This is a genomic window from Pseudomonas sp. PP3 (assembly GCF_905336995.1).
Classification (GTDB): Bacteria; Pseudomonadota; Gammaproteobacteria; order Pseudomonadales; family Pseudomonadaceae; genus Aquipseudomonas; species Aquipseudomonas reinekei.
This window is the reverse complement of sequence record NZ_HG995459.1, coordinates 5,769,586-5,789,512: the sequence shown is the minus strand read 5'-3', so window position 1 is coordinate 5,789,512 and position 19,927 is coordinate 5,769,586. Positions and strand designations below refer to the sequence as shown.

Sequence of the window (19,927 nt, the reverse complement as noted above, 5' to 3'; positions counted from 1 at the left end):
TGATGGGGTTAGGTATGCGCTTTCGCGCGTTGGTTGCTGCCGTTGGGGTGTTGTTTTTGGCGGTGACCGTCGACGCTGTTGCCGAGACGAAGGTCAACAGTGTTCGCCTGTGGCGGGCGCCGGACAACACGCGGCTGGTGTTTGACCTGACAGGTCCCGTGCAGCACAGCGTCTTTACCCTGTCGGCGCCCGACCGTCTGGTCATCGACATCAATGGCGCCAGCCTGGGCGCGCCGCTGAACGTCAACACCTCCAATACGCCGATCACTGCCATGCGTTCGGCTCAGCGTACGCCGACCGACCTGCGGGTGGTCATCGACCTGAAAAAGGCAGTCACGCCGAAAAGTTTCTCCCTGGCCCCCAATGCCCAGTACGGCAACCGACTGGTGGTCGACCTGTTCGATAACCCGGCCGATGCCGCGCCCCCGCCTGCACCGACACCGTCGGTCGCCACGGTGCCTGCCGTACCGGTTACGCCGACGGAGCCTGCAATCAAGTTGCCGCCAGCCCCGGCCGGCAAGCGCGACATCATTGTGGTGATCGACGCCGGCCACGGTGGCGAAGACCCGGGTGCTTCCGGCTCTCGCGGTCAGCGTGAAAAAGACGTGGTGCTGCAGATCGCCCGCGAAACCCAACGCCAGGTCAACGGCATGAAAGGTTTCCGCGCGGAATTGACCCGCACCGGCGACTATTTCATCCCGTTGCGTGGCCGTACCGAAATCGCCCGCAAGAAGGGCGCCGACCTGTTCGTCTCGATTCACGCGGATGCCGCGCCTTCGGCCGCTGCGTTCGGTGCTTCGGTGTTCGCCCTGTCTGATCGCGGTGCCACTTCGGAGACCGCCCGCTGGCTGGCCGACAGCGAAAACCGTTCCGACTTGATCGGTGGTGCCGGCAACGTCAGCCTCGATGACAAGGACCGCATGCTCGCCGGCGTACTGCTCGATCTGTCGATGACCGCTTCCCTGACTTCCAGCCTGAACGTCGGCCAGAAAGTCTTGAGCAACATCGGCCGGGTCACGCCGCTGCATAAGCAGCGCGTCGAACAGGCCGGGTTCATGGTGTTGAAGTCGCCGGACATTCCATCGATCCTGGTGGAAACCGGGTTCATCTCCAACGCCAACGAAGCCTCGAAGCTCGCGGCTTCGAGCCACCAGCAAGCGCTGGCGCGTTCGATCAGCAGCGGTGTGCGCCAGTTCTTCCAGCAGAACCCGCCACCGGGCACTTACATTGCCTGGCTGCGTGACTCAGGGAAGATTGCCCAGGGTCCGCGTGATCATCGGGTAAGCCCGGGCGAGACGCTGGCGATGATTGCCGTGCGTTATCAGGTGTCCCCGGCCGCCCTGCGCAGCGCGAACAAACTGTCGAGCGATGAGCTGAAGGTCGGTCAGCACCTGACCATCCCGGGTAATGATCTGGCGGCCAAAGAATGAATCAGGTCGTGAACAACAGCGCGCGCATCGAGCTGCTCAGCCCGCGACTGGCGAACCAGATTGCCGCCGGTGAAGTCGTTGAGCGCCCGGCTTCGGTGATCAAGGAACTGCTGGAAAACAGCCTCGACTCCGGTGCCAGGCGCATCGACGTCGACGTGGAGCAGGGCGGGGTCAAGCTGCTGCGGGTGCGCGACGATGGCAGCGGTATTTCCGCCGATGACTTGCCGCTGGCCCTGGCGCGTCACGCCACCAGCAAGATTCGCAATCTGGAAGACCTTGAACAGGTGATGAGCCTGGGCTTTCGCGGCGAGGCATTGGCGTCGATCAGCTCCGTAGCACGCCTGACCCTGATGTCCCGCACCCGTGATGCCGAACAGGCCTGGCAGGTGGAAACCGAAGGCCGGGACATGGCGCCCCGCGTGCAGCCCGCAGCCCATCCGGTGGGCACCTCGGTGGAAGTGCGTGACCTGTTCTTCAACACCCCGGCGCGGCGCAAGTTTCTCAAAACCGAAAAAACCGAATTCGATCACCTGCTGGAAGTGATCAGGCGTCTGGCCCTGGCACGCTTCGACGTGGCGTTCCACCTGCGCCACAACGGCAAAACCATTCTCAGCCTGCACGAGGCCCACGATGATGCGGCCCGTGCCCGGCGCGTGGCGGCAATCTGCGGGCCGGGGTTCCTGGAGCAGGCGCTGCCGATCGAGATCGAGCGCAATGGTTTGCACTTGTGGGGCTGGGTCGGTTTGCCGACCTTCAACCGTAGCCAGGCGGATTTGCAGTATTTCTTCGTCAATGGTCGAGCCGTGCGCGACAAACTCGTGGCTCACGCGGTGCGCCAGGCGTATCGCGATGTGTTGTTCAACGGCCGGCACCCGACATTCGTGCTGTTTTTTGAAGTCGATCCGACCGGTGTCGACGTCAACGTGCACCCGACCAAGCACGAAGTGCGCTTCCGCGAAGGGCGCATGGTCCACGATTTCCTTTACGGCACTTTGCACCGCGCTTTGGGCGATGTGCGACCGGACGATCATCTGGCGGCACCGGTGGCGACGGCGATTGTTCGGCCAACCGGGCTGGATGCCGGTGAGTTCGGCCCCCAGGGCGAAATGCGCCTGGCGGCCAATGCGCTGCTGGAACAGCCTCAGGCTCAGCCTTCATTCAATACGCCTGCCGGTTCAGGCGCTGGCGCCGGTTATCAGTATCAATACACGCCACGCCCGCAGTCCGCTGTGCCGGTCGCTGAAGCGCAAGCGGCCTATCGCGAGTTTTTCGCACCGCTGCCCGAGGCCAATGCGGTCGCACTGCCGGCAGGGCAGGACGATATTCCGCCGCTGGGGTACGCGCTGGCGCAGCTTAAAGGCATCTACATCCTTTCGGAAAACGCCCAGGGCCTGGTGCTGGTGGACATGCACGCCGCTCACGAACGGATCATGTATGAGCGTTTGAAGGTCGCGATGGCCAGCGAAGGCTTGAGCGGTCAACCGCTGCTGGTGCCGGAATCGCTGGCGGTCAGCCAGCGTGAAGCGGATTGCGCCGAAGAACACGTCGCCTGGTTTCAGCGTCTGGGCTTTGAATTGCAGCGTCTTGGCCCGGAAACCCTGGCCATTCGGCAGATTCCGGCATTGCTCAAGCAGGCTGAAGCCAACCGTCTGGTCGCTGACGTGTTGGCCGACCTGATGGAGTACGGCACCAGTGATCGCATCCAGGCGCACATCAACGAACTGCTCGGGACCATGGCGTGCCACGGCGCGGTTCGGGCGAATCGGCGTCTGGCCTTGCCGGAAATGAACGGTCTGCTGCGTGACATGGAAAACACCGAGCGCAGCGGTCAATGCAACCATGGCCGACCGACCTGGACCCAACTGGGCCTGGACGATCTGGACAAACTGTTCTTGCGCGGTCGTTGATGAGCCAGCTCCCACCTGCGATTTTCCTGATGGGCCCGACCGCCGCCGGCAAGACCGACCTGGCCATCGAACTCACCAAGGTCCTGCCTTGCGAGCTGATCAGTGTCGATTCGGCGTTGGTCTACCGTGGCATGGACATTGGCACCGCCAAGCCGTCGAAAGAGCTTCTGGCAGCGTTTCCGCACCGATTGATCGATATTCTCGACCCGGCCGAGCCTTATTCGGCCGCCGATTTTCGTCGTGACGCCCTCGAAGCCATGGCCGATATCACCGCGCGGGGAAAAATTCCGCTGTTGGTAGGTGGCACGATGCTCTACTACAAGGCTTTGCTCGAAGGCCTGGCAGAAATGCCGGCGGCTGATCCCGAGGTCCGCGCGCAAATCGAAGAAGAGGCTGCACGCCTTGGCTGGCAAGCCCTGCACGACCAATTGGCCGTGTTCGACCCGGTATCTGCGGCGCGGATTCATCCGAACGATCCACAGCGCCTGAGTCGAGCGCTGGAAGTTTATCGTGTGAGCGGTCAGAGCATGACTGAACTACGCTTGCAACAATCTGCGCAAAGTACTGAAGCAGCCGCTTCGGGACGGCAACAATTGCCCTATACTGTCGCGAACTTGGCCATTGCTCCGGCAAATCGTCAGGTATTGCACGAGCGAATTAAACAAAGATTCACTTTAATGTTGGAACAGGGATTCATTGACGAGGTCGTAGCCCTGCGTAAGAGAAGTGACCTGCATGCCGGGTTGCCGTCTATACGTGCAGTAGGCTACCGCCAAGTCTGGGACTACCTGGATGGCAAGCTGACGACAGCCGAGATGCAGGAGCGTGGAATCATTGCCACGCGCCAGTTGGCGAAACGCCAGTTCACATGGCTGCGCAGTTGGGCTGATTTACACTGGCTGGACAGCCTGGATTGCGACAATCTGCCGCGCGCCTTGAAATACCTTGGGACCATCTCCATATTGAGCTGAGTCCTTGCAATTGCCGTCTATCCTTGGGGGTGTGGCGGCCAAAGCCATCTGTTTACCTATTTTTATATTGAATCCTTAAAGGAGTGCGGCACATGTCAAAAGGGCATTCGCTACAAGACCCTTACTTGAATACTTTACGTAAAGAGAAAGTTGGGGTTTCCATTTACCTGGTCAACGGTATCAAACTGCAAGGCACGATCGAGTCGTTCGACCAGTTCGTTATCCTGCTGAAAAACACCGTCAGCCAAATGGTTTACAAACACGCTATCTCTACAGTGGTGCCGGTTCGTCCAATTCGTCTGCCTAGCGCAACCGAATCCGAAGCAGGTGACGCTGAGCCAGGTAACGCCTGATAGGAGTCTCCTTTGTTCTTTGAGCGCCACGGTGGTGGTGAGCGAGTAATCCTCGTTCACTTGGATGGACAGGACCCTGAGGCGCGCGAAGATCCGCAGGAGTTTCAGGAATTGGCTAATTCGGCCGGCGCCGAGACCGTCGCGTTTTTCAACGTGCCGCGTCATCGGCCAACCGCCAAATTCCTGATTGGCAGCGGCAAGGTCGAGGAACTGCGCGACCTGGTCAAAGCCGAAGAAGCCGATCTGGTGATCTTCAATCACGTCCTCACGCCCAGCCAGGAACGCAACCTCGAACGTGTCTTCGAGTGTCGCGTGATCGACCGCACCGGTCTGATTCTCGATATTTTCGCCCAACGCGCCCGTACCCATGAAGGCAAGCTCCAGGTAGAACTGGCCCAGCTTGACCACATGAGCACCCGGCTGGTTCGTGGCTGGACTCACCTTGAGCGTCAGGGTGGCGGTATCGGCATGCGTGGCCCGGGTGAAACCCAGCTGGAAACCGACCGCCGCTTGCTGCGGGTTCGCCTGCGGCAGATCAAGGGGCGGCTGGAGAAGGTGCGCAGCCAGCGCGAACAGTCGCGACGTGGCCGTATGCGCGCGGATATCCCTACCGTATCGCTGGTGGGATATACCAACGCCGGCAAGTCCACGCTGTTCAATAACGTGACGAAGTCCGACGTTTACGCGGCTGACCAATTGTTCGCCACCCTGGACCCGACCCTGCGCCGTCTGGATCTGGACGACCTGGGGCCGATTGTCCTGGCGGACACGGTAGGTTTCATTCGCCACTTGCCCCACAAGCTGGTCGAGGCATTTCGGTCTACCCTCGAAGAGTCGAGCAACTCCGACCTGTTATTGCACGTGATCGATGCGGCCGAACCGGATCGCATGTTGCAGATCGAGCAGGTGATGGTGGTACTGGGCGAGATTGGCGCCCAGGACTTGCCGATCCTCGAGGTCTATAACAAACTCGATTTGCTTGAAGGCGTTGAGCCACAAATCCAGCGCGACGAAAACGGCAAGCCCCAGCGGGTCTGGCTGTCGGCGCGTGATGGCACGGGTCTGGAGTTGCTTGAGCAAGCTATTGCCGAATTGCTTGGCAGTGATTTGTTTGTCGGTACCTTGCGCTTGCCGCAACGATTCGCCCGGCTGCGTGCGCAGTTTTTCGAACTCGGTGCGGTACAAAAGGAAGAACACGATGACGAAGGCATCAGTTTGCTGGCCGTTCGTTTGCCACGAGCCGAGTTGAATCGACTGGTGAGCCGCGAAGGTTTGCAACCGCTGGAGTTTATCGAGCAACACACTTTGCAATAAAAGCCTGAGAAAGCGGTTGTGCCGTGGTGACAGGCATTCTGTAGCATTGGTCGGCGCGCCGTGGGTGCGTCTTTGCTTTATCAGATGGAGAGCGCTATGGCTTGGAATGAGCCGGGTGGCAACTCGAATAATCAGGATCCTTGGGGTGGCAAGCGTCGCAATAACGGCGACCGCAAGGGACCACCAGATCTCGACGAGGCCTTCCGAAAGCTGCAGGAAAGCCTGAACGGGTTGTTCGGTGGTGGTAAGAAACGTGGTGATGACGGCGGTGGTTCGGGCAAGGGTGGCGGCTTCGGCGGTCTGCTCGGCATCGGCTTGGTCGTGTTGGCGGCCGTATGGCTGTACAGCGCAGTCTATGTAGTCGACGAGCAGGAGCAGGCCGTGGTGCTGCGCTTCGGCAAGTACTACGAAACCGTCGGCCCGGGTCTGAACATCTACTTCCCGCCGATCGACAAAAAGTACATGGAAAACGTAACGCGTGAGCGTGCGTACTCCAAGCAGGGCCAGATGCTGACCGAAGACGAGAACATCGTCGAAGTGCCGCTGACCGTGCAGTACAAGATCAGCAACCTGCAGGACTTCGTGTTGAACGTCGATCAGCCGGAAATCAGCCTGCAGCACGCGACCGACAGCGCTTTGCGCCATGTGGTGGGTTCCACCGCCATGGACCAGGTGCTGACCGAAGGTCGTGAGTTGATGGCCAGCGAAATCAAGGAGCGTCTGCAACGCTTCCTTGATACCTATCGCACCGGTATCACCGTCACCCAGGTCAACGTACAGAACGCGGCAGCTCCGCGCGAAGTGCAGGAAGCCTTCGACGACGTGATCCGCGCCCGTGAAGACGAGCAGCGTTCGCGTAACCAGGCTGAAACCTACGCCAACGGCGTCGTGCCGGAAGCCCGTGGTCAGGCCCAGCGCATACTCGAAGATGCCAATGGCTACCGTGACGAAACCGTCTCGCGCGCCAAGGGTGAGGCTGATCGCTTCACCAAACTGGTCGCCGAGTATCGCAAGGCACCTGAAGTCACCCGCCAGCGTCTGTACCTGGACACCATGCAGGAAGTCTTCAGCAACACCAGCAAGGTTCTCGTGACCGGTAACAAGAATGGCCAGAGCAACCTGCTGTACCTGCCTCTGGACAAGATGGTCGAAAGTGGTCGCAGCACCAGCACTCCGGTGACCGGCGCGGCAGCCAGCAGCAATGAAGCGAATGCGCGTGCGGCAGCTGATCTGCAGCAACAGCAAGCACGTACCAGGGAGAGTCGCTGATGAGCAATAAATCGCTGATCGCCCTTATTGTCGGCGTCGTCGTGGCGATCGCTGCCTGGAACTGCTTCTACATCGTGGCTCAGACCGAGCGTGCGGTGTTGCTGCAGTTCGGTCGCGTGGTTCAGGCAGATGTCCAGCCAGGCCTGCATGTGAAAGTGCCTTACGTTAACCAGGTGCGTAAATTCGACGCACGCCTGATGACGCTCGACGCACCGACACAGCGCTTCCTGACGCTGGAAAAGAAAGCCGTGATGGTCGATGCCTACGCCAAGTGGCGTGTGAAGGACGCCGAGCGTTTCTACACCGCAACTTCCGGTCTCAAGCAAATCGCCGATGAGCGTCTGTCCCGTCGTCTTGAATCGGGTCTGCGTGACCAGTTCGGTAAGCGTACCTTGCACGAAGTGGTGTCGGGTGAGCGTGATGCGCTGATGGCTGACATCACCGCGTCGCTGAACACGATGGCTGAAAAAGAGCTGGGCATCGAAGTTGTGGATGTCCGGGTCAAAACCATCGATCTGCCGAAAGAAGTAAACCGCAGTGTGTTCGAACGTATGAGCACCGAGCGGGAGCGTGAAGCTCGCGAGCACCGCGCCAAGGGTAACGAACTGGCTGAAGGTATTCGTGCCGATGCCGATCGTCAGCGCCGCGTACTGTTGGCTGAAGCCTATCGTGAATCTGAAGAGGTTCGCGGTGACGGCGATGCCCAGGCCGCTGCGATCTACTCCAAGGCTTACGGACAGGATCAGGAGTTCTACGCGTTCTACCGTAGCCTGCGTGCCTACCGTGAAAGCTTCGCGAACAAATCCGACGTCATGGTCCTTGACCCAAGCAGCGACTTCTTCCACTACCTGGAAAAAGCCAAGCCTTGATACGACGTTGACCTGAATCATCCTCCGCCGGGCGGCTAAAACCTCTGGCGGGGTGATCCTTTGGGAAAACGTGTGTATGATGCGGCAGCCGGGAAATTCCCGGCTTTTTTGCGTCTGCACGTTTGATTGCTGTTTTATGCAGGTGCCCGAGCGCTATGGCTCGAAAGGTTTTACGAGGAAAGTGGTCGGCGAAGCCCGTTTCAGGCTTTTCGCCACGTCGCTCATGCGCGTGGTTTACGCTGGGTCGGCCATTTTCTGCTTCACTCAAGGCTCGCCCAAAGGCTTGCTGCCCGGATGATAGGGGATTGGCGTAATGGCAACGGTAGACCGCTGGCTGCTGCCAGATGGCATCGAAGAAGTACTGCCACCGGAAGCTGCGCGCATTGAAGTCGCGCGTCGTCAGGTGTTGGATCTGTTCCAGAGCTGGGGTTACGAGTTTGTCGTGACTCCCCATATCGAGTACCTGGAATCCCTGCTGACCGGCGCGGGCCAGGACCTGGATCTGCGTACCTTCAAGGTTATCGACCCACAGTCGGGTCGGCAGATGGGTTTCCGGGCTGACATCACACCGCAGGTGGCGCGTATCGATGCGCATACCCTGCGTCGCGAAGGACCGAACCGTCTCTGCTATGCCGGCAGCGTGCTGCATGCCCAGCCGCGTGCCTTGTCGTCCTCGCGCAGCCCGATTCAACTGGGTGCGGAGCTGTACGGCGACGGCAGCCCGAGCAGTGATGTCGAAGTCATCAGCCTGATGCTGGCCATGCTGCAACTGGCCGATGTGCCAGACGTGCACATGGACCTGGGGCATGTAGGCATCTACCGCGGCCTGGCCCGCGCTGCCGGTTTGTCCGGCGAAGTTGAACAGCAGTTGTTCGATGCGTTGCAACGCAAGGCCATCGACGAGGTCATTACCCTGACCGAAGGCTTGCCTGCCGATCTGTCGGGCATGCTGCGGGCGTTGGTCGACCTGTGTGGCGGCCGTGAAGTGCTGGTGGCTGCGCGTGAGCGTCTGGCCAAGGCACCGGCGCCGGTTCTGGCTGCACTGGACGATTTGCTGGCGATTGCCGAGCGTCTGTCCGCGCGCTTCCCGGAGCTGCCGCTGTATTTCGATCTGGGCGAATTGCGCGGTTACCACTACCACACCGGTGTGGTGTTCGCCGTGTTCGTGCCGGGTGTTGGCCAGTCCATTGCCCAGGGTGGTCGTTACGACGACATCGGCGCCGACTTCGGTCGTGCTCGCCCGGCAACCGGCTTCTCCACCGATTTGAAAACCCTGGTGACCCTGGGGCGTGCTGAGATCGAGTTACCGTCTGGCGGTATCTGGATGCCTGACAGTACGGATGCGGCACTCTGGCAGCAGGTTTGCCAGTTGCGCAGTGAGGGTCAGCGTGTCGTTCAGGCTTTGCCTGGACAACCTTTGGCCGCCGCCCGTGAAGCGGACTGCGACCGGCAATTGATTCAGCAGAACGGGCTTTGGCAAGTATCGCCACTGGCTTCTTGAGTTTTCCTGCCGGCCGCCGCCGGCACCAAGTTTGCGCGAATGAGGACAAGTGTTATGGGTAAGAATGTCGTAGTCCTGGGCACCCAATGGGGTGATGAGGGCAAAGGCAAGATCGTTGATCTGCTGACCGAACATGCTGCCGCCGTAGTGCGCTACCAGGGTGGCCACAACGCTGGTCACACGCTGGTGATCGATGGCGAAAAAACTGTCTTGCACCTGATCCCGTCGGGCGTGCTGCGCGAAGGCGTGCAGTGCCTGATCGGTAACGGCGTGGTGGTTGCACCTGACGCCCTGCTGCGCGAGATCACCAAGCTGGAAGAGAAAGGTGTGCCGGTGCGCGAGCGCCTGCGTATCAGCCCGTCCTGCCCGCTGATCCTGTCCTTCCACGTTGCGCTGGACCAGGCCCGTGAAAAGGCCCGTGGCGAGCTGAAGATCGGTACCACCGGTCGCGGCATCGGCCCGGCTTATGAAGACAAGGTTGCACGTCGTGGCCTGCGTGTGGGCGACCTGCTCAACATGCCGCGCTTTGAAGACAAGCTGCGTGAACTGGTGGATTACCACAATTTCATGCTGGTGGGTTACTACAAAGAGCCAGCCATCGAGTTCGACAAGACCCTGGCCGAGTGCAAAGAATACGCTGAGCTGCTCAAGCCGCTGATGCTGGACGTGACTGCCGAGCTGCACGACCTGCGTCGCGCCGGCAAAGACATCATGTTCGAGGGCGCCCAGGGTTCCCTGCTGGACATCGACCACGGCACCTACCCGTACGTGACCAGCTCGAACACCACCGCTGGCGGCGTTGCTACCGGTTCGGGCGTTGGCCCGATGTTCCTGGACTACATCCTGGGCATCACCAAGGCTTACACCACGCGTGTAGGTTCGGGTCCATTCCCGACTGAGCTGTTCGACGACGTTGGAGCGCACCTGGCCAAACAAGGTCACGAATTCGGCGCGACGACCGGCCGTGCCCGTCGTTGTGGCTGGTTCGATGCCGTTATCCTGCGTCGCGCTATCGATGTAAACAGCATCTCGGGCATTTGCCTGACCAAGCTGGACGTGCTCGACGGTCTGGAAACCATCAATATCTGCGTCGGCTACAAAGATGCGCAAGGTAATGCGGTTGCCCCGACTGATGCGGACAGCTACGTAGGTCTGCTGCCTGTATACGAAGAAGTGCCGGGCTGGACCGAGTCGACCGTGGGTGCCAAAACCCTGGAAGAGCTGCCAGCGAACGCTCGTGCTTACATCAAGCGCGTCGAAGAGCTGATCGGTGCGCCGATCGACATTATTTCGACGGGTCCGGACCGCAACGAAACCATCGTTCTGCGTCATCCGTTCGCTTGATAAGTTGTTGATGTAAAAAACAAAGGCCCCTTTATAGGGGCCTTTGTCGTTTATGCCTGTTGGACGGCATGACCTTTGCTATTAGCTTTGCTTAAAGCGTCACTTTTGGCGTGCCATCAAATTAATGGCGCTTATGCAGAGGGATTTCAAGTGTCGGCCGTTCTCTCACTGTTACAAAGCCGTTTGTTGCGGCCTGTGTTCGTTACCCTTGGTATCGCGCTTTTGGTGCAGGTGCTGGTGGCCGTTGCTCTGACCCGGAGCACGGTGACTGCGCTGGAGGCTGATCTTGGGGTTCGTCTTGGTGCGGACAGTCAAAAACTGTCCGGTGAACTCGAGCAAGCGGGGCGTGAAGTCACGTCGAGCCTCGACAGTCTCTCCACCAGTACCCGTCAACGCCTCACTGCAGGCTTGTCCTCGCGACTGAAGGACGAACAGGCGCAGCTGCGTGCAACCCTGGAAAAAGACCTGAAAGACTCCGCCGGCGACATGGCGCAGCTTCTGGCTTCCGTGGCGCCTCGTGCCATGTGGGACAACGATGTTCCTACCCTGTCGGAGTTCGCCCGTCGAGCCCAGCGCAATCCCAACGTGCTGTTTGTGGTGTATGACGATGCCACGGGCCAGCACCTGACGCGCTACCTCAACCGGGAAAATCCGATCAACAAGGCGCTGTTGGAAAAGGGCCAGGGCGAGCGTGCGCTGGACAAAGTGCTGGATGCCGCGAAGAACGATCCTTCGGTGTTCTACATCGAGGCTTCGATCAATCCTAACGGCGTAGAAATCGGCAAGGTCCTGATGGGCGTCTCGACCGCCTCGGTGGAAGCCGATCTGGCGGCGCTGGACAAGCGCTTCACGGCACTGATAGCCAGCGGTGATGAACTGGTGGGCGACAGCCTCAAAGGTGCGGCGGCCGACAGTGCGACGGCCATGCGTTCGCGTTTGCAGTCAGCGCAGTCCACGGCATCCGAAATGAAGGCCAATACCACCAGTACCGTGCAGGAGGCTGCATCCACCCTGCGCTGGCGCATCGGGGTGAGCCTCGCGGTGGTCGGTTTTGGCGTTTTACTGCTGCTGGCCGTTGTGTTGGGGCGTCGTGTAGTCAATCGCTTGAAAATGCTGATTGTGGCCATGGATGACCTGGCGGCGGGCGAGGGTGACCTCACCAAGCGTGTGCAGATCAACAGCAAGGACGAAATCGGCGACATGGCCTCGGCGGTCAATCGCTTTGTGGATAAGTTGCAGCCGATCGTGCGCGAAGCGGGTGATGTGGCCCAGCGCACAGGCGTGGAAATTGGCGCGTTGACGTTGCGCAACGCCGGAGCCGACGCAGCGGCGGGGATGCAGCGTGATGAGGTCGCGGAAAGCCTGCGTGCCTTGTCGCAAATGGCGGATGAAGCCCAGTCTGAAAGCCATGCCATGCAGGCGGCCTTGAAGCAGGTGGTGGATATTCGTCAGGCGACCGACGAGAACACCCGGACGTCGGCGAAAGTCGGCAGCCTGATCGAGGAGCTGGCCGGACAGGTCAATACCGGCGCACAAGTCATCGAGCGACTGGCGCAGCAGAGTGAACAGATTGAAGTGGTGTTGACGGTGATTCACGGAATTGCCGAGCAAACCAATCTGCTGGCATTGAACGCTGCCATTGAAGCGGCGCGAGCCGGTGAGACCGGACGCGGCTTTGCGGTGGTGGCAGACGAGGTGCGAGCACTGGCGAGCAAGACGCAGAGCTCCACCGGCGATATTCAGGCGCACATCGTGGCGTTGCAGCAGGGTGCGCGTGAGGCGGTGGCGGCGATTGGTCAGGCCGGGCGTCAGGCCAGCGAAGGCTTGCTGGTATTGCGTGACAGTGCGCGGTTGCAGCAGTCGGTGCAGGCATCCGTTGAGCAGGTGCATGCGGCGATCGGCCTGGCAACCCAGGCAGCGGCGCATCAGGCCAAGGGCGCGCAAGCGGTGCGGGGGCGGGTCGAGACGATTCATGCGCAGGCGGAGAAAGCAGCTCAGGCGGTGGTGGAAACCACGGCCAGCGGGAAGGTGCTGGATGGTCTGGCGGCGCAGTTGAAGGCGAGCCTGGGGCAGTTCAGGGCTTAACCGATCAAAAGATCGCAGCCTGCGTCAGCGCCTGCAAGGGAATATACGTTTCTCTGCAGGAACTGCCGCAGGCTGCGATCTTTTGCTTCATCAACGGCTCAGATACATCCGGGTCGTCAGCAAATAAACCGGTAACCCCGAAACCAATATCAACAACGCCGCATAAGGCGCCGCCGCCGCGAATTCCACATTCGCGGTATGCGCCCAGACTTCCGTGGCCAGCGTATTGAGCCCGGTTGGACTTAATAGCAAGGTCGCCGTCAGCTCCTTCATCGCATCCAGAAACACCAAGGCAAACGCCGCCCCCAGCGCCGGAAAAATGATCGGCAGCGTCACTCGGCAAAACGCGGTGAACGATGATGCGCCCAGCGTGCGCGCTGCTTCTTCCAGTTGCGGTGCGGCCTTGTTCAGTGCCGTGCGAATCGGTGCCTGAGCCAGCGGCAAAAACAACAACGCATAAGCGACCAACAGCAGCGCCGAAGTCTGGTACAGCACCGGCACATAGTGCAGGGCGAAATACACCAGCGTCAGTGCGATTACCAATCCAGGCAGCGCATGCAGCAGATAGGGCAGGCGTTCCGCCCAGATCGCCAGTTGGCCTTTGTAGCGCACCACCAGCAGTCCGACGGGCACCGCCAGCACCAGGCACAGTGCCGCACCGCCCAGAGACAGCGCCAGTGAAGACAGCAACGCCTCGCCGATTGCAGCCACCGGAAATGCAGCGGAGGAACCCACCGCCAGCCAATACACCAGCATGCCCAGGGGAATGCCGCTGCCGATGATTGCCAGCAGCAGGCAGTAAAGCTGCCCGGGCAAAGCCCATGCGCCCAGGCGAACCTGCTCCGCCCGCCGCGCCGCGCCCTGGCCGGTGCGTACATGTCGGCCTTTGCCGCGAACCCGCAACTCCAGCCATAGCAACATCAGGCAAAGCACCAGCAGCACCGCTGAAAGCATCGCGGCATTGGCGTTGCTGAACTCCAGTTCGAACTGTTGATAGATCGCGGTGGTGAAGGTTTGCAGGCCGATAATCGACAGCGCACCAAACTCCACCAGCATGTGCAATGCAATCAGCAAAGAGCCGGCGAGCAGTGACGGCCAGAGCAGGGGCAGGGTGATCTTGAAGAATACGCCCCAGCGATTCTGCCCCAGCGTGCGGGCCGACTCTTCCAGTGATGGATCGAGATTGCGCAGGGTCGCGGCCACAGGAAGAAAAATTAGCGGGTACTTGGAAAGCGTCATCACCAGAATCGCCCCACCCAGCCCTTCGAACTGAGCGCTCAAGGATACCCAGGTGAAGCTGCTGACAAAGGCGGGGACGGCGAATGGCAGGCACAGAATCACGCCCCATATCCGCCGTCCCGGCAGATTGCTGCGTTCCAGCAACCATGCCAGCGACAGGCCGATCACACCGCAAGCCAGCGTAACGCCGATCATCAGCGCCAGGGTGTTGCGCAGCAGCCCAAACACATACGGTCGCCACAGCAAATGCACGGCTTCGGCCCACCCTGCCTGCCAGGCTTTGAGCCCGACATAGGCCAGCGGCAGCAGGCTGAGCACCACCAGCAGCAGAACCGGCAGCAACAGCCAGATCGACGGCCGCTTGCGCCGCGGCACATATGCGTTCTGTGCAGTGAGGGCGGATAGCGATGCGCTCATCAGTTCAGGCCAACCTCACGTTCCAGTTCCAGGGCTTCTTCAGCATTGCCCAGGTCGGCAGGGGTGACTTTCGGTGCTTCCAGTTCGCTGAACGGCTTGAGGCCGCGATCCGATTCCATGCCTTTGTGCAGCGGATATTCGGCGGTGGTCTGGGTGATGACCCGCTGACCTTCTTCGCTGGCCATGTAGGCGAGCAATTGTTGGGCTTCTTTTGGATGTTTGCTGGATTTCAGGACTGCCGCGCTGGACACGGTGATCAGCCCGCCGACGTCGCCGCCGGTGAAGTAATGCAGTTTCGAATCGAGCTGGCCTTTTTCGCGTTGCAGGGCGAACCAGTAGTAGTTGTTGACCAGAACAGTAGCCACTTCGCCGTTCTCCACGGCTTTAAGCGCGACCATGTTATTGCTGTAGGTCTTGCCGAATGCGCGCAAGCCGGTCAGCCACTCTTCGGCTGCATCCATGCCGTGCACCTTGATGATCGCTACCGCTTGCTCCTGGAAGGCGCCGCTGGTGGGTACGAAGCCGACTTTGCCCTGCCATTTCGGATCGGAGAACTCCATCACCGACTTCGGCAGGTCTTTTTCATCGATCAGCTTGGGGTTGAACGCAACGACGCGAACCCGAGCGGTTACGCCGATCCAGGTGCCATTGCCAGCCACGTAATCCTTGGGCAGAACTGCCAGGGTAGCGTCGTCGGCCTTGGCCAGCAGGCCTTGTTCGCCGAGCTTGTTCAGTGGCGGCGATTCCTCGGTGTAGATCACGTCGGCGGGAGAGCGGTCACCTTCTTCGACGATCTGACTGGCGAGCTGGTTGCTGCTGCCTTTGCGCACATTGACGTGAATGCCGGTCTTGGCTTCGAAGGCTTTGGCAACGGCGTCACCGACTTCTTTGTGTTGGCCGTTGTAGAGGGTCAGGGAGACCGGATCGGCGGCTTGGGTGAGGGGAGTGGCGAGTGTCAGGCCAAGGAGGGTAATGCTCAGGCCGCGGCGCAGGGTATTTCGAAACATCATTCGCAGGGTTCCTCACTGTCGCATTGCAAAAACTTGCAACAATGATAAACGATATTCTTTCTCAAATGCGCCTTGCGGGGTTGAGAGGGTTTTGCTAGAGGGGGTGGTCCCTCGCCACAAAAGCCTTCCTGTCATTTCGAAAGCCAGAAACGCAAAAACCCGCTTTCGCGGGTTTCTGTGAAATCCAGGGTCGTAACCCTGAATTTGAATTGGTGCCCAGAAGAAGACTCGAACTTCCACGACCTTGCGGTCACCAGCACCTGAAGCTGGCGTGTCTACCAATTTCACCATCTGGGCAATCATCTTCAGCGTTGCCGCTGTTGATGTGGCGCACTATACGGAGAGCATTTTGATCTGTAAACCCCTGATTTAAATTTAATAAATCAGAAACCCTGAATGCAAAAAACCCGCTTTCGCGGGTTTTGTGTGAGCCTTGAAATTGAACTAATCTCAAGCTCGAAATTGGTGCCCAGAAGAAGACTCGAACTTCCACGACCTTGCGGTCACCAGCACCTGAAGCTGGCGTGTCTACCAATTTCACCATCTGGGCAGTATCGGCAACGTTGTCCGTCGTCGATGGCGCGCACTATACGGAGCGTCTTTTTAACTGTAAACCCCCGGGTTCAAAAAAATCTGGAAAATTTCGCCAGCGGTCTTCAAAACAGCTTTGCGGTGTCGATACAGGGCTCAAGAAGGGTCGTCTTAGCTTGAAATTTCCCGTTTCATTACGCCTATGCCAAACTAACCCGCATATAGACAAGGTGAAAACTCTCTAATGGCCGATTGGCAGTCCCTCGATCCCGAGGCCGCTCGTGAAGCGGAAAAATATGAAAACCCCATTCCTAGCCGCGAACTGATCCTTCAGCATCTTGCTGATCGGGGTTCGCCTGCTAACCGCGAGCAGCTGGTTGAAGAGTTTGGTCTGACCACAGAAGACCAGATCGAAGCCCTGCGCCGCCGTCTGCGCGCCATGGAGCGCGATGCTCAACTCATTTACACCCGTCGCGGCACGTATGCGCCGGTGGACAAGCTCGACCTGATCCTCGGGCGCATCAGCGGTCACCGTGATGGTTTCGGCTTCCTGGTGCCGGACGACGGCAGTGACGACCTGTTCATGAGCCCGGCGCAAATGCGTCTGGTGTTCGACGGTGACCGTGCCCTGGCCCGTGTTTCCGGCCTGGACCGTCGTGGTCGCCGCGAAGGCATGATCGTCGAAGTGGTGTCCCGCGCTCACGAAACCATCGTCGGTCGCTACTTCGAAGAGGGCGGCATCGGTTTTGTCGTTGCCGACAACCCGAAGATCCAGCAGGAAGTGCTGGTGACGCCGGGCCGCAACGCCAATGCGCAGATCGGTCAGTTCGTTGAAGTGAAGATCACCCACTGGCCAACGCCACGCTTCCAGCCGCAAGGCGACGTGGTCGAGGTTGTGGGTAACTACATGGCGCCGGGCATGGAAATCGATGTTGCCCTGCGCACTTACGACATTCCCCACGTCTGGCCTGATGCCGTGCTCAAGGAAGCCGGCAAACTCAAGCCGGAAGTCGAAGAGAAAGACAAAGAGAAGCGCATCGACCTGCGCCATCTGCCGTTCGTCACCATCGACGGCGAAGATGCCCGCGACTTCGATGACGCGGTCTACTGCGAAGCCCGTCCGGGCAAGCTGCGCCTGTTCTCCGGTGGCTGGAAGTTGTACGTGGCGATTGCCGACGTCTCCAGCTACGTGAAACTCGGTTCGGCACTCGATGCCGAAGCCCAGGTTCGCGGCAACTCGGTGTACTTCCCCGAGCGCGTGATCCCGATGCTGCCTGAGCAGTTGTCCAACGGCCTTTGCTCGCTGAACCCGCAAGTCGATCGTCTGGCCATGGTTTGCGAGATGACCATCTCCAAATCCGGCGAAATGACCGACTACTGCTTCTACGAAGCGGTGATCCACTCCCATGCCCGCCTGACCTACAACAAAGTCAGCGCGATGCTGGAAACGCCGAAGGCTACCGAAGCTCGCAAATTGCGTGGCGAGTACACCGACGTCGTGCCGCACCTCAAGCAGCTGTACTCGCTGTACAAGGTATTGCTGGCGGCTCGTCATGTGCGTGGCGCGATCGATTTCGAAACTCAGGAAACCCGGATCATCTTCGGCTCCGAGCGCAAGATCGCCGAAATCCGTCCGACCGTACGTAACGACGCACACAAGCTGATCGAGGAATGCATGCTGGCGGCCAACGTGGCCACCGCCGAATTCCTGAAGAAGCACGAAATCCCTGCGCTGTACCGTGTGCACGATGGTCCGCCGCCGGAGCGTCTGGAAAAACTGCGCGCGTTCCTTGGTGAGCTGGGCCTGTCCCTGCACAAAGGCAAGGACGGCCCGTCGCCGAAGGATTACCAGGCGCTGCTGGCCGGTATCAAGGATCGTCCGGATTTCCACCTGATCCAGACCGTCATGCTGCGTTCGTTGAGCCAGGCGGTGTACAGCGCTGATAACCAGGGCCACTTCGGCCTCAATTATGAGGCTTACACCCACTTCACCTCGCCGATCCGCCGCTACCCGGACTTGCTCACACACCGGGCGATTCGCAGCGTCATCCATTCGAAACAGAACACCCCGCACGTTCGCCGTGCCGGTGCGATGACCATCCCGAAGGCGCGCATCTACCCGTACGACGAAGCGGCCCTGGAACAACTCGGCGAGCAGTGCTCGATGAGCGAGCGCCGTGCCGACGAAGCGACCCGCGATGTGGTGAACTGGCTCAAGTGCGAGTTCATGAAAGATCGCGTGGGCGAATCGTTCCCGGGTGTGATCACCGCAGTGACCGGTTTTGGTCTGTTCGTCGAGCTGACCGATATCTACGTCGAAGGCCTGGTGCACGTCACCGCGCTGCCGGGTGATTACTACCACTTCGATCCTGTGCATCACCGCTTGGCCGGTGAGCGTACCGGGCGCAGCTTCCGCTTGGGTGACACCGTTGAAGTGCGGGTCATGCGCGTCGACCTCGACGAGCGAAAGATCGACTTCGAGATGGCTGAAAAAACCATCAGTGCGCCGATCGGTCGCAAGAAGCGCGGCACCGAAACCGCAGCGCCTGCAGCGTCTGCTGCAAAAACTGCCGCAGAACCGGCGCCGGCCAAAACCGGTCGTCGTCCTGCGAAGGAAAAGGCTGTCGAAGCCTATCGTCCGAGCGATGCCGCGGCGAAAAACGCCGAAGTGCGCAAAAGTCGTGAAATGAAACAGGCGTTGCTGGCCGGTGCGAAAAGCGGCGGTAAAGCGGCGTCTGGGGGAAAGACCGGACGGTCGACGCCTGAAAAGGTCGTCGGCGGCAAGCCAGCCAAACCGAGCAAACATCGTAAAGGCCCGCCAAAAGCGGGCTCGGCCCCAGCCAAAAGCGGCGGGGCGCGTAAACCTAAGGCCAAGCCATGAGTCAGTTGGAAAAGATCTACGGCGTACATGCTGTAGAAGCGTTGCTGCGTCACCACCCGAAACGCGTCAAGCAGATCTGGCTGGCTGAAGGTCGCGGTGATCCGCGCGTGCAAACGTTGATCGAGCTGGCCAACGAAAATCGTGTCCAGGTGGGGCAGGCCGAGCGCCGTGAAATGGATGCCTGGGTGGAAGGCGTGCACCAGGGCGTGGTGGCAGAGGTGAGCCCGAGCCAGGTCTGGGGCGAAGCGATGCTCGACGAGCTGCTCGATCGCACCGAAGGCGCGCCGCTCCTGCTGGTGCTCGACGGCGTGACCGACCCTCACAACCTTGGCGCCTGCCTGCGTTCTGCCGATGCGGCCGGTGCGCTGGCGGTAATCGTACCGAAGGACAAATCGGCAACCCTGACTCCGGTTGTACGAAAAGTCGCTTGTGGTGCTGCGGAAGTGATTCCGCTGGTTGCCGTGACCAACCTTGCGCGCACCCTGGAAAAACTCCAGCAGCGCGGTTTGTGGGTTGTCGGTACGGCGGGGGAGGCCGAGGTCAGCCTTTATGACCAGGACCTGACCGGCCCGACCATTCTGATCATGGGTGCTGAAGGCAAGGGCATGCGTCGCCTGACTCGCGAACATTGCGACTATCTGGTGAACCTGCCGATGGCCGGTAGCGTCAGCAGCCTCAACGTCTCCGTGGCGACCGGCGTCTGCCTGTTCGAAGCCCAGCGTCAGCGCAGCGTCAAAGCCAAGGCTGCCGCCAAAAAAGCCTGATTCATGCAGGCCCCCCTGTAGGAGCTGGCTTGCCAGCGATTG

General features: G+C 60.0%; 14 protein-coding genes and 2 tRNA genes. 12 read left to right on the top strand and 4 right to left on the bottom strand.

Annotated elements, in window-relative coordinates; translation table 11 throughout:
• Window positions 1-2 precede the first annotated feature (2 nt).
• The 10 genes from KHO07_RS26275 to KHO07_RS26230 all read left to right on the top strand — a co-directional run bounded on the left by KHO07_RS26275 (window position 3) and on the right by KHO07_RS26230 (window position 13,043).
• Complete coding sequence (locus KHO07_RS26275) at window positions 3-1,430, top strand: N-acetylmuramoyl-L-alanine amidase (RefSeq protein WP_212627694.1); 1,428 nt, start codon at window positions 3-5, stop codon at window positions 1,428-1,430.
• 8 nt (window positions 1,431-1,438) lie between these two features.
• Entirely contained in the window at window positions 1,439-3,337 is a 1,899-nt protein-coding gene (mutL, locus tag KHO07_RS26270; RefSeq protein WP_212627693.1) for a DNA mismatch repair endonuclease MutL, read from the top strand.
• Window positions 3,337-4,308 (top strand): tRNA (adenosine(37)-N6)-dimethylallyltransferase MiaA, encoded by a 972-nt coding sequence (gene miaA / locus KHO07_RS26265; RefSeq protein ID WP_150735801.1) that lies wholly within the window; start codon window positions 3,337-3,339, stop codon window positions 4,306-4,308. The genes mutL and miaA overlap by 1 nt, the downstream gene beginning before the upstream one ends.
• A 92-nt stretch (window positions 4,309-4,400) precedes the next feature.
• A complete protein-coding gene (gene hfq / locus KHO07_RS26260) occupies window positions 4,401-4,661 on the top strand; it encodes an RNA chaperone Hfq (protein WP_007902656.1) in 261 nt (86 codons plus the stop codon).
• Window positions 4,662-4,673: 12 nt separating this feature from the next.
• A complete protein-coding gene (gene hflX / locus KHO07_RS26255) occupies window positions 4,674-5,975 on the top strand; it encodes a ribosome rescue GTPase HflX (protein ID WP_075947744.1) in 1,302 nt (433 codons plus the stop codon).
• 96 nt (window positions 5,976-6,071) lie between these two features.
• Window positions 6,072-7,244, top strand: a complete 1,173-nt coding sequence (gene hflK / locus KHO07_RS26250) for an FtsH protease activity modulator HflK (protein ID WP_150735786.1) — start codon at window positions 6,072-6,074, stop codon at window positions 7,242-7,244.
• A complete protein-coding gene (gene hflC, locus KHO07_RS26245) occupies window positions 7,244-8,113 on the top strand; it encodes a protease modulator HflC (RefSeq protein ID WP_150735785.1) in 870 nt (289 codons plus the stop codon). Before hflK ends, hflC begins: the two co-directional genes overlap by 1 nt.
• A gap of 313 nt (window positions 8,114-8,426) precedes the next feature.
• Window positions 8,427-9,614 (top strand): ATP phosphoribosyltransferase regulatory subunit, encoded by a 1,188-nt coding sequence (locus KHO07_RS26240; protein WP_212625921.1) that lies wholly within the window; start codon window positions 8,427-8,429, stop codon window positions 9,612-9,614.
• 54 nt (window positions 9,615-9,668) lie between these two features.
• Entirely contained in the window at window positions 9,669-10,958 is a 1,290-nt protein-coding gene (locus KHO07_RS26235) for an adenylosuccinate synthase (protein WP_150735783.1), read from the top strand.
• Window positions 10,959-11,108: 150 nt separating this feature from the next.
• Entirely contained in the window at window positions 11,109-13,043 is a 1,935-nt protein-coding gene (locus KHO07_RS26230) for a methyl-accepting chemotaxis protein (protein ID WP_212625920.1), read from the top strand.
• Between the two features lie 90 nt (window positions 13,044-13,133).
• On the opposite strand, the gene KHO07_RS26225 is transcribed toward KHO07_RS26230, so the two are convergent.
• The 4 genes from KHO07_RS26225 to KHO07_RS26210 all read right to left on the bottom strand — a co-directional run bounded on the left by KHO07_RS26225 (window position 13,134) and on the right by KHO07_RS26210 (window position 16,259).
• On the bottom strand, window positions 13,134-14,699 hold the full coding sequence (locus KHO07_RS26225; RefSeq protein ID WP_212625919.1) for an iron ABC transporter permease: 1,566 nt from the start codon (window positions 14,697-14,699) through the stop codon (window positions 13,134-13,136).
• Window positions 14,699-15,709 carry an extracellular solute-binding protein gene (locus KHO07_RS26220; protein WP_150735780.1) on the bottom strand — a complete coding sequence of 337 codons (1,011 nt, stop codon included), beginning with the start codon at window positions 15,707-15,709 and terminating at the stop codon, window positions 14,699-14,701. The genes KHO07_RS26225 and KHO07_RS26220 overlap by 1 nt, the downstream gene beginning before the upstream one ends.
• 210 nt (window positions 15,710-15,919) lie before the next feature.
• A tRNA-Leu gene (locus KHO07_RS26215) sits at window positions 15,920-16,006 on the bottom strand.
• A gap of 166 nt (window positions 16,007-16,172) precedes the next feature.
• A tRNA-Leu gene (locus KHO07_RS26210) sits at window positions 16,173-16,259 on the bottom strand.
• A gap of 225 nt (window positions 16,260-16,484) precedes the next feature.
• Between KHO07_RS26210 and rnr the strand changes: the two genes are divergently transcribed.
• Both rnr and rlmB read left to right on the top strand, forming a co-directional pair.
• The gene (rnr, locus tag KHO07_RS26205) at window positions 16,485-19,121 is read left to right on the top strand and encodes a ribonuclease R (RefSeq protein WP_150735779.1); all 2,637 of its coding nucleotides are present in this window, start codon (window positions 16,485-16,487) and stop codon (window positions 19,119-19,121) included.
• Window positions 19,118-19,885, top strand: a complete 768-nt coding sequence (gene rlmB / locus KHO07_RS26200) for a 23S rRNA (guanosine(2251)-2'-O)-methyltransferase RlmB (protein WP_150735778.1) — start codon at window positions 19,118-19,120, stop codon at window positions 19,883-19,885. Before rnr ends, rlmB begins: the two co-directional genes overlap by 4 nt.
• Window positions 19,886-19,927: the final 42 nt, after the last annotated feature.

What these genes read in the sequence shown, in the direction of transcription:
- rnr (WP_150735779.1), top strand. Translation starts at nt 16,485, where the DNA reads ATGGCCGATTGGCAGTCCCTCGATCCCGAGGCCGCTCGTGAAGCGGAA.
- KHO07_RS26225 (WP_212625919.1), bottom strand. Translation starts at nt 14,699, where the DNA reads ATGAGCGCATCGCTATCCGCCCTCACTGCACAGAACGCATATGTGCCG.
- KHO07_RS26240 (WP_212625921.1), top strand. Translation starts at nt 8,427, where the DNA reads ATGGCAACGGTAGACCGCTGGCTGCTGCCAGATGGCATCGAAGAAGTA.
- hfq (WP_007902656.1), top strand. Translation starts at nt 4,401, where the DNA reads ATGTCAAAAGGGCATTCGCTACAAGACCCTTACTTGAATACTTTACGT.
- miaA (WP_150735801.1), top strand. Translation starts at nt 3,337, where the DNA reads ATGAGCCAGCTCCCACCTGCGATTTTCCTGATGGGCCCGACCGCCGCC.
- KHO07_RS26235 (WP_150735783.1), top strand. Translation starts at nt 9,669, where the DNA reads ATGGGTAAGAATGTCGTAGTCCTGGGCACCCAATGGGGTGATGAGGGC.
- rlmB (WP_150735778.1), top strand. Translation starts at nt 19,118, where the DNA reads ATGAGTCAGTTGGAAAAGATCTACGGCGTACATGCTGTAGAAGCGTTG.
- KHO07_RS26220 (WP_150735780.1), bottom strand. Translation starts at nt 15,709, where the DNA reads ATGATGTTTCGAAATACCCTGCGCCGCGGCCTGAGCATTACCCTCCTT.
- hflK (WP_150735786.1), top strand. Translation starts at nt 6,072, where the DNA reads ATGGCTTGGAATGAGCCGGGTGGCAACTCGAATAATCAGGATCCTTGG.
- KHO07_RS26275 (WP_212627694.1), top strand. Translation starts at nt 3, where the DNA reads ATGGGGTTAGGTATGCGCTTTCGCGCGTTGGTTGCTGCCGTTGGGGTG.
- hflC (WP_150735785.1), top strand. Translation starts at nt 7,244, where the DNA reads ATGAGCAATAAATCGCTGATCGCCCTTATTGTCGGCGTCGTCGTGGCG.